This is a genomic window from Serratia proteamaculans (assembly GCF_949794035.1).
Taxonomy (GTDB): Bacteria; Pseudomonadota; Gammaproteobacteria; order Enterobacterales; family Enterobacteriaceae; genus Serratia; species Serratia proteamaculans.
Genome location: NZ_OX461105.1, coordinates 2,923,209 through 2,936,341, shown reverse-complemented (window position 1 = coordinate 2,936,341; position 13,133 = coordinate 2,923,209). Strand labels below are relative to the sequence as shown.

At 56.4% G+C, this 13,133-nt stretch carries 12 protein-coding genes; 4 read left to right on the top strand and 8 right to left on the bottom strand.

Annotated features, from left to right (window positions below):
• Positions 1-6: 6 nt before the first annotated feature.
• On the bottom strand, positions 7-303 hold the full coding sequence (locus QOT07_RS13675; RefSeq protein WP_099062871.1) for an Arc family DNA-binding protein: 297 nt from the start codon (positions 301-303) through the stop codon (positions 7-9).
• A gap of 172 nt (positions 304-475) precedes the next feature.
• The gene (gene bhsA / locus QOT07_RS13670; RefSeq protein WP_085117030.1) at positions 476-736 is read right to left on the bottom strand and encodes a multiple stress resistance protein BhsA; all 261 of its coding nucleotides are present in this window, start codon (positions 734-736) and stop codon (positions 476-478) included.
• Between the two features lie 328 nt (positions 737-1,064).
• Between bhsA and pyrF the strand changes: the two genes are divergently transcribed.
• Together pyrF and yciH are read left to right on the top strand one after the other, a co-directional pair.
• Complete coding sequence (pyrF, locus tag QOT07_RS13665; RefSeq protein ID WP_099062872.1) at positions 1,065-1,793, top strand: orotidine-5'-phosphate decarboxylase; 729 nt, start codon at positions 1,065-1,067, stop codon at positions 1,791-1,793.
• Positions 1,794-1,803: 10 nt separating this feature from the next.
• A complete protein-coding gene (gene yciH, locus QOT07_RS13660) occupies positions 1,804-2,130 on the top strand; it encodes a stress response translation initiation inhibitor YciH (RefSeq protein ID WP_099062873.1) in 327 nt (108 codons plus the stop codon).
• 203 nt (positions 2,131-2,333) lie between these two features.
• On the opposite strand, the gene osmB is transcribed toward yciH, so the two are convergent.
• Complete coding sequence (gene osmB / locus QOT07_RS13655) at positions 2,334-2,552, bottom strand: osmotically-inducible lipoprotein OsmB (protein WP_004945176.1); 219 nt, start codon at positions 2,550-2,552, stop codon at positions 2,334-2,336.
• Positions 2,553-2,914: 362 nt separating this feature from the next.
• On the opposite strand from osmB, the gene araD reads away from it, so the two are divergent.
• Positions 2,915-3,610 carry an L-ribulose-5-phosphate 4-epimerase gene (araD, locus tag QOT07_RS13650; RefSeq protein ID WP_099062874.1) on the top strand — a complete coding sequence of 232 codons (696 nt, stop codon included), beginning with the start codon at positions 2,915-2,917 and terminating at the stop codon, positions 3,608-3,610.
• 49 nt (positions 3,611-3,659) lie between these two features.
• On the opposite strand, the gene QOT07_RS13645 is transcribed toward araD, so the two are convergent.
• Genes QOT07_RS13645 through QOT07_RS13635 form a run of 3 tightly spaced genes read right to left on the bottom strand, consistent with a single transcriptional unit; the run spans position 3,660 to position 7,791 of the window.
• Entirely contained in the window at positions 3,660-4,406 is a 747-nt protein-coding gene (locus QOT07_RS13645; RefSeq protein WP_099062875.1) for a DeoR/GlpR family DNA-binding transcription regulator, read from the bottom strand.
• A 48-nt stretch (positions 4,407-4,454) separates the two neighbouring features.
• Entirely contained in the window at positions 4,455-6,887 is a 2,433-nt protein-coding gene (locus tag QOT07_RS13640; protein WP_283603351.1) for a formate C-acetyltransferase/glycerol dehydratase family glycyl radical enzyme, read from the bottom strand.
• Positions 6,888-6,891: 4 nt separating this feature from the next.
• Entirely contained in the window at positions 6,892-7,791 is a 900-nt protein-coding gene (locus QOT07_RS13635; RefSeq protein WP_283603350.1) for a glycyl-radical enzyme activating protein, read from the bottom strand.
• 146 nt (positions 7,792-7,937) lie between these two features.
• On the opposite strand from QOT07_RS13635, the gene fsa reads away from it, so the two are divergent.
• Positions 7,938-8,603, top strand: coding sequence for a fructose-6-phosphate aldolase (gene fsa / locus QOT07_RS13630; protein ID WP_085117024.1), 666 nt, complete (start codon positions 7,938-7,940; stop codon positions 8,601-8,603).
• Positions 8,604-8,829: 226 nt separating this feature from the next.
• Here fsa and QOT07_RS13625 read toward each other — a convergent pair whose 3' ends face one another.
• Positions 8,830-10,887: a carbon starvation CstA family protein gene (locus QOT07_RS13625; RefSeq protein ID WP_099062878.1), complete on the bottom strand. Its 2,058-nt coding sequence runs from the start codon at positions 10,885-10,887 to the stop codon at positions 8,830-8,832.
• A 239-nt stretch (positions 10,888-11,126) separates the two neighbouring features.
• Positions 11,127-13,061 carry an exoribonuclease II gene (locus QOT07_RS13620; protein WP_283603349.1) on the bottom strand — a complete coding sequence of 645 codons (1,935 nt, stop codon included), beginning with the start codon at positions 13,059-13,061 and terminating at the stop codon, positions 11,127-11,129.
• Between the last annotated feature and the right edge of the window lie 72 nt (positions 13,062-13,133).

Genomic DNA, 13,133 nt, shown 5'->3' with positions numbered 1-13,133 from the left:
AGCGCTTTATTTTTTCTTGCCGGCTTTGACGCCACCTTTCAGCAACTGACGCAGCTTCTTCAATTCTTTCTGGTTCAGCGGTTGCTCAATCTCTTCTTCAATACCCTGGTTGTCGATGTCACCATGGTGTAACTCCGCCGATTTCTTAGCGGCTTTTTCCGCCTTAGCCGGGAAGTCGAAGCTATGTTCAAGACGTTGGCAAACCTCAGCGCTCAGAGAAAGTTGGTTATCGGCGGCAATGGCACGAATTTTTTCTTTGAGTTCCAGAGGGATTTTAATCGTTAGTGTAGATATCTCGCTCATTTTGAAGCCTTTCTGCGGGAGGATTGCCTTCAAGCTAAGCCAGTCGTGGGTGAGTGTCTAGTGTGTAATAAAAATTTAATATTTATGTAACATTGTGACGGGGGAATAATGAACGATATGGCAGGGGGGATTGAGGTAGAGCCCGGCGTGCCGGGCCCCATACCGAAAGCACTTATTTGTAGATGACTGCGGTGCCGCTCAGCATGTTATTACCACCGGCTGAGATAATGCGGTAGCTGCTGGCGCCCTGGGCTTCAGCTTTGGCGGCCAGTTTGCTTTCCAGGCTGCTTAGGGTAGTAGCATGGCCTGCGGAGACGACACCGGAGGCGGTCAGGCTGGTGGCCTGCTGCAGATCAACCGGCTCAGCGGCGAAGGTGGCGAAAGAGGTCATGGCGATAGCGGCAGCGGCTGCAAAATATTTGATGCTTTTCATAGGAAACTCCAGTCTGTTTGTTTAGGTTGGAAGCCGTTTGCTTCCGATGTGTTGAATAATAAAGCATCCACGCAGATTTAAAATCTGATAATGCTGAGCTTGTTATTCAAATTATTTGATTGATAATTTACGCATCTTTACGGCGCTTTACGCAGTCTGGGTTAATGGCATTCGGGCTATATTGACGCTTGATGACGAACCAGGGGCTAACATTACTTAACCGCAGCGCGCGCTGCGGCTGGGATTTCTGTCGGCTGGCATGTAGAATGCGGCGGTCAGTTTGGCGGGTTGTTACCTGGTTATGTCCATTTTACAGAAGGTAGAAGAAATGAAGTCTGAAAATAACATTAATAACAATGACTTAAAATCATCGCCAATCATCGTTGCGCTGGATTACGCGGACAAAGGTGCCGCGCTGGCATTTGCCGATCGTATCGATCCGCAGGACTGTCGGTTAAAAGTGGGCAAGGAAATGTTCACCCTGTTTGGACCGCAACTGGTGCGTGATTTGCACGACCGCGGTTTCGACGTATTCCTGGATTTGAAATTCCACGATATTCCTAACACTACTGCCCGTGCGGTAGCGGCAGCGGCTGAACTGGGCGTATGGATGGTTAACGTTCACGCCAGCGGCGGTGCGCGTATGATGACCGCCGCCAAAGAGGCATTGCTGGCCTATGGCGCGCAGGCGCCGTTGTTGATCGCCGTGACCGTGCTGACCAGCATGGAAGCGGAAGATCTGCAGGCTATCGGTATCGACCTCTCTCCGGCCGAACAGGCGGAACGGCTGGCGCGCCTGACTCGCGATTGCGGGCTGGACGGCGTAGTCTGTTCTGCGCATGAGGCCGAGCGCCTGAAAGCGGCCTGTGGCCAACAGTTCCAGTTGGTGACGCCGGGTATCCGCCCTGAAGGCAGCGACGCAGGCGATCAGCGTCGCATCATGACGCCGGTGCAGGCTCAGGCGGTGGGCGTTGACTACATGGTGATTGGGCGTCCGATCACCCAATCCGCTGACCCTGCCGCCACGCTGAGCGCCATTCGCGCCTCACTGGCCTGAGGAGATGACCATGAAGGACGATAACAGCCGCCTGGTCTATTCCACCGACAGCGGTCGCATCAAACAGGAAGAGGTTAAGCCACAGCGCGACAAGGGTGACGGCATCGTGCGCATTCAGCGTCAGACCAGTGGGCGTAAGGGGAAGGGCGTTTGCCTGATCTCGGGCGTTGATCTGGATGATGCGGCACTGGAAAAACTGGCGGCCGAGTTGAAGAAGAAGTGTGGCTGCGGTGGTTCGCTCAAGGATGGCGTGATTGAGATCCAGGGCGATAAGCGCGATTTACTAAAACAGCTGCTGGAAGCCAAAGGAATGAAGGTCAAGCTGGCGGGCGGTTGATCGCCTGGGTGAATTGCCATGCCGCGGTGCAATGCTGCGGCATGGCATAGGGTGATGCTGCCGGGCGTAAACCCGTGAATGGCAATGAGCCATTGACTGAAGGTAAAACAGACCTGAAATAATCTTTATTATGGTTAATACGTCAAAGCGTAAACGCTTTTGCCAGCCTGTCGGCAGAGGTATCCAGATAGTGGCCGATCAGGTTATTTGCCTACCTGATGACCAATGATGCCCCCAACGGCGGCCCCGCCGAGCGTACCCAGTGCGCTACCATCGGTCAACACCGCGCCGCCTACAGCCCCTGCGCCGGCACCAATAGCGGTGTTACGGTCACGTTTGGACATGTTGGAACAAGCGCTGAGTGAAAACGCCAGTGTAAGCGCCAAAGCAGCGGTGGCGAAACGTTTATTGATAATCATCATAATGACTTCTCCTTAGCATTGGCTTATGGGAGTGCCCTATAAGTATAGGCATGAACCCTAAATTCGGCCTGCTATTAGCTCCCAAAGCGTATCGATATAAAAAATGGCATTTTTTGTTAAAGGCAGAACAATTGAAAAGCCAGAAGCGCTCTCTCTGCCAATATCCACTATAAGCCTCTGTCTGACGATAAACAGGTAAATAGTCTTAAAGTCCATTTCTCCGCCTTTTACAGGCAATTGTCTCACCTCACACAGTTCTCGGTTTCCAGCAGAAGGCTACGCGGTCTTTAGCGATTTACGCCATACCCTCCCAGAGCCGGTCTGCCGACAATATTCCCAACAGGTTTAACCGGGACAGACACATGCTTAACGAACTCAAACAGCAGGTATTAGAGGCCAACCTGGCCCTGCCACGGCATCATCTGGTGACTTTTACCTGGGGTAACGTCAGCGCCGTCGATCGCCGCGAAGGGCTGATGGTGATCAAGCCTTCTGGGGTGGAATACGAGGTGATGACCCGTGATGACATGGTGGTGGTGGAGCTGGAAAGCGGCAAGGTCGTGGAGGGAGGTAAAAAACCGTCATCGGACAGCGATACCCACCGCGTACTTTACCTTGAGTTTGGCGCCGCCGGGGGCATTGTGCACACTCATTCACGCCATGCCACTATCTGGGCGCAGGCGGGGTTGGATATTCCTGCCTGGGGCACCACCCACGCCGATTATTTTTATGGTGATATCCCCTGTACCCGACAGATGCGGAATGAGGAAATTAACGGCCGCTATGAATGGGAAACCGGCAGGGTGATTGTCGAAACCTTTGCTGAACGCCAGTTGGATCCTGCCGCGGTCCCTGCGGTATTGGTGCATTCGCACGGTCCTTTTACCTGGGGGAAGGATGCGGAAAACGCGGTGCATAATGCGGTGGTGTTGGAAGAGATTGCCTATATGGGGATTTTTTCAAACCAACTGACGCCGGGGTTGGCGAATATGCAGCAAACGCTGCTGGATAAACATTACCTGCGTAAGCACGGTAAAAATGCCTATTACGGCCAGTGATCTTCAGAACGGCCGCCAATCGACGGCCGTTCATATTCTTGCCTGACGCCTAGTCGTTCACTATATCCAACTGTATTCCCTGGCGTTTCAACTGGTGTTGATATTCCAGTGACAGCCGAGAATCGGTGATTACCCGATGCACTTTTCCCTGCTGAGTCAGCGGATTGGGCTGGATTTGGCCAAATTTGGACGAGTCGGTCAGGACAATATTTTCCACGCCCTTCGCCAGCACGGCATTAACCACGTCGGCGCGCATCATATCGCGGCCGGTAAAGCCGGTGTCCGCATGGTAGCCGTCAATGCCGATAAACGCCTTGCTGAAATGAACCTGCTGAATGCACTGGCGCGTTAAGGGGCCGACTACGGTTTCACTCTTTTTCTGATACATGCCCCCCAGCACGATCACCTCGCAGTCGGTCTCTTTCAGCAGGTTGGCGATGTAGTGGCTGACGGTGATCAACGTGATGCGCTTGCGCTCGGCAATGTAGCGAGCCAGCAACGCGTTGGCACTGCCGCTTTCGATAAAGATGGTTTCATCGTCGTTAACCAGCGACGCGGCATACTGCGCCAGCTTTTGCTTGAGGGTGAAGTTGGACATCATGCGCGCATCGACGTCGTCACTTTCCAGCGCCAGCGCGGAGCCGTGTACCCGCTTCAGATAGCTGCGTTTCTCCAGCAGGTTCAAATCCTGGCGGATTGTCACCTCTGAAACGCCGGTGGCGGCAGCCAAATCGCTGACGCTGATGCGCCGGCGGTCGTTAACCAATTGCAATATTGTCTGTTGTCTAGAATTCATATCAACCTGATGTGCGGCCACCAAGGTGCGGCCGCTAATATTTATTGTTTAAATAGTATGTTCTGTTCGCGCAATAATATCATCCTGCGCGTCAGGGGATAATGCGGTAAAGAAAGCGGAATATCCAGCAACACGAACCACTAAATCACGATACTGGTCAGGATGTTGCTTCGCTTTCAGCAGGGTTTCCCGCGACACGATGTTGTACTGCACATGCCAGCCCTGATAGGCCTCAAAGAAGGTACGCAGCATCAACATCAGCTTTTCGCGATCGGCCGGGTTCTCCAGCGTGGTCGGGTTCAGCTTCTGGTTCAGCAGTACGCCACCGAGGATCGACGCGGTAGGCAACTTGGACAGCGAGTTGAACACGGCGGTAGGCCCCAGGTGATCGGTCCCGGAAGCCGGACTGGCACCTTCCGCCAGTGGCGTATGTGCTTTGCGGCCGTCCGGCGTTGCCAGGGTGGCGGCCCCAAAGGGGACGTTAGCTGAAATGGACGAGGTACCGGCGTAGTAGGTGCCGCCGATCGGGCCACGACCAAAACGGGTGTTGTGGTACTGCCTGAGTTCATCAATGTAGGTCTGATAAGCCCGCACCAGCAGTTGGTCAACTTCATCCACGTCGTTGCCGTATTTTGGCGCGGCGTTGAGCAGCCGCTGGCGTAACTGCTCGCCGCTCAGCCCGTCAAAGTCATTGGCCAGCGCAGCCGCTAACTGCTGCTGACCGATCACCCCCTGTTCGAACACCAATTTGCGGACTGCCGCCAGGCTGTTGCCCAGGTTGGCGATACCGACCTGCAGGCCTGAAACCCAGTCGTATTTTGCCCCACCTTGCTTAATGCTTTTACCGCGCTCGATACAGTCGTCCACCAGTGCTGAGCACAGAATGTCGTGCGCATTTTCTTCCAGCACGCTATCGACCACGCACTCAATTTCAATCGACTTACGGGTGTAATAGCGGATCTGGCTGTCCCAGGCCGCCAACACCTGGTCGAAATGGCTGAAGTTGCCCTGTGACAGCGCCAGTTCCTGCGGCAGGAAGATCTGGCCGGAAGTGGCATCGCGCCCCTGTTCCAACGCGGCGAGCAGCACGCGGGCAAAGTTGATAAAGCTCATACCGGTGCAGCGGTAGCCCCACTTGCCCCCCACAGCGGTCTCGATGCAGCCGATTGCCGCATAGTCATAAGCATCCTGCGGTTCCACCCCCAGCTTGATAAACTCGGGAATGACGATTTCGTCGTTGTTGAAGGCCGGCATGCCAAACCCGCAGCGGATCACCTGCACACAGGCGTCGAGAAAATCGCTGCTCATCCCGGCGTGGTAGCGCACGCTGAGGTTGGGTTGGGTAGAGCGCAGGCGACCACAAGATTCCAAAATGGTATAGGACAGGAGGTTAACCGCATCGCACGGCTTGCCGTCGAGCAGTTGCTGCCCACCGATAGTCACGTTTTGGTAAAGCGGGCTGCCTGCCGAGGCTTTGGAGTGTGAGCCGGAACGGATCTTGTTGATCTCCAGCAGTTTCAGCCAGCAGCTGTGCAGCATTTCAATCGCGCGTTCGCGCGGCAAAGTCTGCTCCAGCTCGACATCACGGCGGTACCAGGGATAGAGATATTGGTCGAGGCGACCAAAGGACACTGAATGCCCGTTGGATTCAATTTGTAGCGTCAACTGAATGAAGTAACACAGTTGCAGAGCCTGCCAAAAGGTCTGTGGCGGACGGTGGGCGATCAGCTCGCAGTTTTCCGCGATGGACAGCAACTCCTCACTGCGCCAGCGACGGCTTTCCGCCAGGGCCATGCTGCGGGCCAACCGGGCAAAGCGCAGGATATGCTCGCTTAGTGCTTCCAGCGTCAGGTCGATGGCCTTCAGGAATTGCTCCTGCTGCAGCTCTTGCCAATCGGTGAGCCGAATGCGGCTGCGGCGCTCATCCACTTTGTCACGCAGCCCGTCGAGGCCTTTTTCCAGCAGCAGTGGGAAATTCACCGCCAGGTGCGCATCCCCCGAGGTCATATTACCTTCGGCCTTGATGATGCCGGTGGCCAGCAGGGCTTTTTGTTCATCGGTGAACATGCCGTAGCAGCGGTCCTGTACCGTTTGATCCCGCCACCATGGGCATATCCGGTGCAGAACTGCTTTGTTCTCCTCGCTGACGGAGAAACCGGCACCCGGACGGTCGGCCAACTGGTCTATCTCATCTTCGATCCAACCGACGGTATATTCCGGGAAGATCGGCGCGGCGCGTAATTCGCTGGCCTGGTTGCCGATAATCAGCTCATCGTTGTCAATGCGCAGCGTGCGTTTGGCCAGATGGTTGGCCAACGCCAGTGCCCGGCGCACCGGCAAGGGTTTGTCCAGATGCTGCTGATAGGCCTCGGTATAATGCTGTGCGCGTTCGGTGCAAACCGGCGGTTTGACGATATGGATCAGTGCGTTCTTGTGGGCCAGGGTACGTGCGGTCAGGGTGGTCAGGTCCAGCGTGGTCATGATGTTATCCTCGCAAAATGGCGGTCAGCCCTTTGGCTTCGGCGTACTGCTCGGCATAGGCCAGCAATTCGGGCGCATCCAGTGGGGTACGGGCAGCGTGATAAGGTTCGCCGAGCAGGTGATATTTATTGATGCCCAGCGTGTGATACGGCAGGAAATGGATCTCTTTGGCACCGGCTTCATCGGCAGCGAAATCGACAATCGCGCGGACAGAATGGCGATCGGCGTTAAACCCTGGGATCAGCGGGACGCGTACGGTAGTTGGGGTGCCATGGGCAGCCAGTCGGCGGAAGTTATCCATCACCCGTTTGGCGGATCCGCCGGTCCACTGTTTGAAGCGTCGTTCATCGACGTGTTTCAGATCCGCCAGCATCAGGTTAAGCCAGGGCAGTGAAGGGGTGATGTGCGACCACGGGGTATGCAGGCAGGACTCTACCGCGGTATGAATACCGGCTTCACGACCGCGACGCAGCAGCTCTGCCGCCACGCTCGGTTGCATAAAGGGTTCACCGCCGGACAGCGTCAGGCCCCCACCGCTACGTAAATAAAAGGGTCGATCGCGCAACACTTCGGCCATGATATCGTCGATATTAACCGCGTTACCGCACAGGCTGAGTGCGCCGGTTGGGCAACGGGCGGCCAATGCGGCATAATCTTCGTGGCTGAGCAAATCGCGTTGGATCACCAGGTTATCGTCTATCCGCCGGATTGCCGGCGAGTGGTCGTCTCCACACAGCGTGCAGCCGCTCAGACACAGGCGAGGGTCGAACAGCAGATCGGCCTGTCGCGCGCGGCTTTCCGGGTTCTGGCACCAGAGGCAGCCGAGTGAGCAGCCCTTCAGGAACACCACGCTGCGAATGCCGGGGCCATCATGGGTGGAATAGCGCTGCAGATTGAAGATCACGAGTCACCTGTCATTCAGTTGCTTTACTGATGTCATTAAAGTTGTTTCGAATGAAAGTTGATTTGATTTCGATCAAATATAAACGCATTGCATGTCCTACTATGATGAGAGTTTGAATTCGCCCACAGAAGATTCAGGAGTCCGTAATGGAGCTTTATCTCGATACCGCTGATGTGAACGCAGTAAAACGCCTGGCGCGCATCCTGCCGTTGCACGGTGTGACCACCAATCCAAGCATTGTTGCCAAAGAAGGAAAGCCCATTTGGGAGGTGTTACCGGCGCTGCGTGATGCGCTGGGGGGCACCGGCAAGCTGTTTGCTCAGGTGATGGCCAACGATGCCGAGCGCATGGTGGCCGAAGCGGCGTTGCTTCATCAGCGGGTGCCGGGGCTGGTGGTGAAGGTGCCAGCGACCGCAGAAGGGCTGGCCGCGATTAAAAAACTGAAGGCGATGTCGATCCCTACTTTGGGGACGGCGGTCTATGGCGCGGGTCAGGGGTTGTTGGCGGCGCTGGCCGGGGCGGAGTACGTAGCGCCTTACGTTAACCGTTTGGACGCGCAGGGCGGTGATGGCATCGAAATGGTGCATGAATTGCAGCAGTTGCTGACGCTGCATGCGCCGGGGGCCCGGGTGTTGGCCGCCAGTTTTAAAACGCCGCGTCAGGCGTTGGCATGCTTGCTGGCGGGCTGTCAGGCCATCACCTTGCCGGTCGACGTGGCTGAGCAGTTCCTTGCAGCCCCGGCGGTTCAGGCGGCGGTAGAAAAGTTCGAGCAGGATTGGCAGGGGGCGTTTGGGACTAACTTGCTGAACTGAAAAGTCGTCTTTTAGCCTGAGATACTCGGGCCTAGCGCACCGAGGGGCAATTATGGGACACATCCTTGTGTCCCACCCTGCGGGCCGACTGGAAGTCGTTCCAACTTGCTCCCAGCAAGTTGGTCGGCAGCTAAAGCTGCTACGACCCCTTCGGCACGCTCTCCCTAATAACGGACTTTTAAGTTGTCTGAGGGCGCGGAAGCGCCCTGGTTATCACCAGTCGGAGTTAGCCATTCTCACGCAGGACGATCGGCGACTCTTTCACCGTTGGCTGGCTGGCGTTCAGCGCACGACGGATCACAAAGAAGGCGGAGACCAGCATGGTGACCGCCACCAGCATAAAGAAAGCACAGAGCGCGGCGTTAATCTGGTTGCTGAAAACGATGGTTTCCATATCCTTCAATGTTTTGGCAGGGGCGATCAACGTACCTTGCTCAATACCGTTAGAGAATTTCTTCGCCTGCGCCAGGAAGCCGATACTCGGTTTCTCATGGAAGATTTTCTGCCAGCCGGCGGTCATTGAGGTGATAAACAGCCAGACGGTCGGCAGGATGGTCACCCAGGCATAGCGCTGTTTTTTCATTTTGAACAGCACCACGGTACCGAGGATCAGCGCCATCGACGCCAGCATCTGGTTGCCGATACCAAACAGCGGCCACAGGGTGTTGATACCGCCGAGCGGATCGACCACTCCCTGATACACAAAGAAGCCCCAACCGGCGACGGCTACCGTGGTGCCCGCCAGATTACCGAACCACGAACGGTTATTGGCCAGCCTTGGGATCGCCACGCCGACCAAATCCTGCACCATAAAGCGACAGGCGCGGGTCCCGGCATCGACGGCGGTCAGAATAAACAGGGCTTCAAACAGAATGGCGAAGTGGTACCAGAACGCCATCATCGCACGGCTGTTGAACACCTCGGTAATGATGTGCGCCATACCCACCGCAAAGGTCGGTGCGCCACCGGCACGTGACAGAATCGAATGCTCCCCGACGTCTTTGGCAATCATCGTCAGGGTTTCCGGGGTGATCATAAAGCCCCAACCGTTGATCACCTGCGAGGCATTCTCCACCGTGGTGCCGATCAGCGCCGCCGGTGAGTTCATGGCGAAGTAAACGCCCGGATCGATGACCGAGGCGCAGATCAGGGCCATGATCGCCACGAAGGATTCCATCAGCATGGCACCGTAGCCGATAAAGCGGATATGGCTTTCACGTTCCACCAGCTTCGGCGTAGTGCCACTGGATACCAGTGCATGGAAGCCCGAAATCGAGCCGCAGGCGATGGTGATAAACAGGAACGGGAACAGCGAACCGGCGAATACCGGGCCACTGCCGTCGATAAAGCGCGATACCGCCGGCATTTTCATCTCTGGCATGGCGAAGACGATACCGACCGCCAGCCCGATAATGACGCCAATCTTCATAAAGGTGGACAGATAGTCACGCGGCGCCAGTAGCAGCCATACCGGCAGCACCGAGGCAACGAAGCCATAGACCACCAGCACCCAGGTCAGCGTGGTGCCGTGCAGCGTGAAGAAGGGGCCCCAGTAGGGATCTTGCGCCACATTGCCGCCATAAATGATCGCCAGTAGCATCAGGGCAAAGCCCACCACCGAGATTTCAGCGATTTTACCTGGACGGATGAAACGCATATACACGCCCATAAACAGCGCGATAGGAATGGTGGCGGCGATGGTGAACAATCCCCATGGGCTGTCGGCCAGGGCTTTTACCACCACCAGTGCCAGCGCGGAAAGAATGATAATCATCACCCCCAGTGCGCCCAGCATGGTGATCACCCCGGCAAAGGCCCCCAGTTCCTGCTTGGCCATTTCACCCAACGAGCGACCGTCGCGGCGGGTGGAAATGAACAGGATCAGGAAGTCCTGCACCGCACCGGCCAGCATCACCCCGACCAGGATCCAGATGGTGCCGGGCAGAAAGCCCATTTGCGCCGCCAGGATCGGGCCAACCAGCGGCCCGGCTCCGGCGATAGCGGCAAAGTGGTGACCAAACAGCACCCACTTGTTGGTAGGGACATAATCCAGCCCGTCATTGCGGCGCTCCGCCGGCGTCATGCGGCGATCGTCGAGCTCAAATACTTTTTTGGCGATGAACAGGCTATAGAAGCGGTAAGCGATGCTGTAACAGGCAATCGCCGCCACCACCAACCAAACCGCGTTGACATGTTCGCCACGGCTAAGGGCCAGCATGGCGAAGGCAAATGCGCCCACCAACGCCACTACCAGCCAGATGATCCCGGACTTGACGTTCTTCATCTTCAACGACTCCTTGGTGTGCAGAAATAAAGAAAGCGATGTTGTTATGGATAATGGATACCCATTAAAAGTAGGAGTTTTGCGCGTGAAGAACAGCAGGTCGGATGAGAAATGTGACGCTGGTTAAGTAATGGCGTAAAAACAATGTGATGAGATTGTTGCGGTCATCAGCAGGCGAAAAAAAACACCGGAGGTTGACCCTTCCGGTGTTTGTCTGACGTGAGATGACTCTCGCGGGGTTAGGCCGCCGGTCTGGCGATCACGCTGCGGGTTTCCATACGCACTTCGGCGATGGTGACCTGCAGGCTGTCGCCCTGACGATAGACGACTTCGCCTTTGATCTGCACCGTGCCGGTATCCTGGCTGCAGACCATTTCATCACGCACCGCGTGAATAAACGGCGCCGGGATAAAGGCTACAGCACCGTTGTCCAGCAGGCGCACACGCAGGCCGCCGCGGGTGACGTCGATGATTTCCGCATTGAAGCGCTCATCGGTGCCGGCTTTATCTTTCAGGTAGCGAGCGTACAGCCAGTCACCCACGTCGCGCTCCGCCATGCGGTTCAGACGACGGCGTTCGGCCAACTGGACGGTCACTTCATCCTGCGGCTTCTCAGCGGACTGCCCGGTAATAATGGCTTTCAGCAGGCGGTGGTTAACCATATCGCCGTATTTACGGATCGGTGAAGTCCAGGTGGCATAGGCTTCCAGCCCCAGGCCGAAATGCGGACCCGGTGTGGTGCTGATCTCGGCATAGGTCTGGGAACGACGGATGCGGCTGTCGAGGAACTGGGTCGGCTGTGAATCCAGGTGATGACGCAGTTCACAGAACCCGTCCAGCGTCAGCAGTTTCTCGGCTTCGGCTTCTACGCCGTTAGCCTGCAACACGGTAACCGCCTGCTCGACCAGCAGCGGATCGAAACCGGTATGCACGTTGTAAATGCCGAAGCCAAGACGGTCGCGCAGCACGATAGCGGCACAAACGTTAGAAGCAATCATGCACTCTTCAACGATGCGGTTGGCGCTGCGGCGCTGCTCGGTGACGATCTCCAGCACTTCGCCTTTTTCGCCCAGCACAAAGCGGTAGTCAGGGCGATCCTTGAACACCAGAGCATGCTGGTGGCGCCAGGCGTTACGCACATCGCACACGCGCTTGAGCAGGGTGATTTGCTGCGCAATGTCGTCACTCGGCGGTTGCCAGCCGGCAATGCCTTCCAGCCAATCGGACACTTCGTCATAAACCAGTTTGGCTTTTGACTCGATCTCGGCGGCGAAAAAGTGAATGTCGTTAGCCAATGCGCCGTCGGCACCGACGGTCACGCGGCAGGCCAGCACCGGACGGCGTTGGTTCGGGCGCAGTGAACACAGGTTTTCTGACAGGTCACGGGGCAACATCGGGATGTTGAAGCCCGGCAGGTAGTTGGTGAAGGCGCGCTTGCGGGCGATTTCATCCAATGGGCTACCTTGCTCGACGTAAGCGGTCGGATCGGCAATGGCGATGGTCAATTGCAGTGAGCCGTCACCATTGTCCTGCACCAACAGCGCATCGTCCATGTCTTCGGTGCTGGCACTGTCGATGGTGACAAAGTTCAGCGCAGTCAGATCTTCACGCGGCAGCGAAGCGTCCGGCTCGCGGGTAGCGATCATTTCCGGGGCTTCTTTTTCCAGATTGTGACGGGCCAGAGTTACCCACCACGGTGCCAGGTGATCTTCACCTTCGGTAATGAAATGGGTCAGATCGGCGTTAAAACCACGATCGCCCTTCAGCGGGTGGCGACACATCTGGGCAACTGCCCAGTCACCGGCCTGGAAGTTATGCTTCAGATCACGCGCTGGACGACATGGGATCGCGTCTTTCAGCAAAGGATGATCGGGCACGATGGACAAGCGGTCATCACGCTTTTGCACACGGCCGACAAAGCGCGACAGGAATGGCTCGATCAGGGTTTCCGGCTCGGCGATTTCGCGTTCTTTCTCGGTGTGCAGGGTCGCGCTCACCCGATCGCCGTGCATGACTTTCTTCATGTACGGTGGCGGAATGAAATAACTTTTTTGACCGTCTACTTCAAGAAAGCCAAAGCCTTTCTCAGTCCCTTTTACTACGCCTTCAACGCGCGGGGTCTGAGAGTGAAGTTGCTGTTTAAGCTGCGCCAGCAGCGGGTTATCTTGAAACATATCGTCCAGTGAATGGGTTGTGAGTGGCAAGATTTGCGGCTGACAGTTTTACGCGAATCACCTGCTGCGAGC

Excerpts from the sequence above, each read along its gene's own strand:
- QOT07_RS13675 (WP_099062871.1), bottom strand. The coding sequence starts at position 303 with ATGAGCGAGATATCTACACTAACGATTAAAATCCCTCTGGAACTCAAA.
- bhsA (WP_085117030.1), bottom strand. The coding sequence starts at position 736 with ATGAAAAGCATCAAATATTTTGCAGCCGCTGCCGCTATCGCCATGACC.
- pyrF (WP_099062872.1), top strand. The coding sequence starts at position 1,065 with ATGAAGTCTGAAAATAACATTAATAACAATGACTTAAAATCATCGCCA.
- yciH (WP_099062873.1), top strand. The coding sequence starts at position 1,804 with ATGAAGGACGATAACAGCCGCCTGGTCTATTCCACCGACAGCGGTCGC.
- osmB (WP_004945176.1), bottom strand. The coding sequence starts at position 2,552 with ATGATGATTATCAATAAACGTTTCGCCACCGCTGCTTTGGCGCTTACA.
- araD (WP_099062874.1), top strand. The coding sequence starts at position 2,915 with ATGCTTAACGAACTCAAACAGCAGGTATTAGAGGCCAACCTGGCCCTG.
- QOT07_RS13645 (WP_099062875.1), bottom strand. The coding sequence starts at position 4,406 with ATGAATTCTAGACAACAGACAATATTGCAATTGGTTAACGACCGCCGG.
- QOT07_RS13640 (WP_283603351.1), bottom strand. The coding sequence starts at position 6,887 with ATGACCACGCTGGACCTGACCACCCTGACCGCACGTACCCTGGCCCAC.
- fsa (WP_085117024.1), top strand. The coding sequence starts at position 7,938 with ATGGAGCTTTATCTCGATACCGCTGATGTGAACGCAGTAAAACGCCTG.
- QOT07_RS13625 (WP_099062878.1), bottom strand. The coding sequence starts at position 10,887 with ATGAAGAACGTCAAGTCCGGGATCATCTGGCTGGTAGTGGCGTTGGTG.
- QOT07_RS13620 (WP_283603349.1), bottom strand. The coding sequence starts at position 13,061 with ATGTTTCAAGATAACCCGCTGCTGGCGCAGCTTAAACAGCAACTTCAC.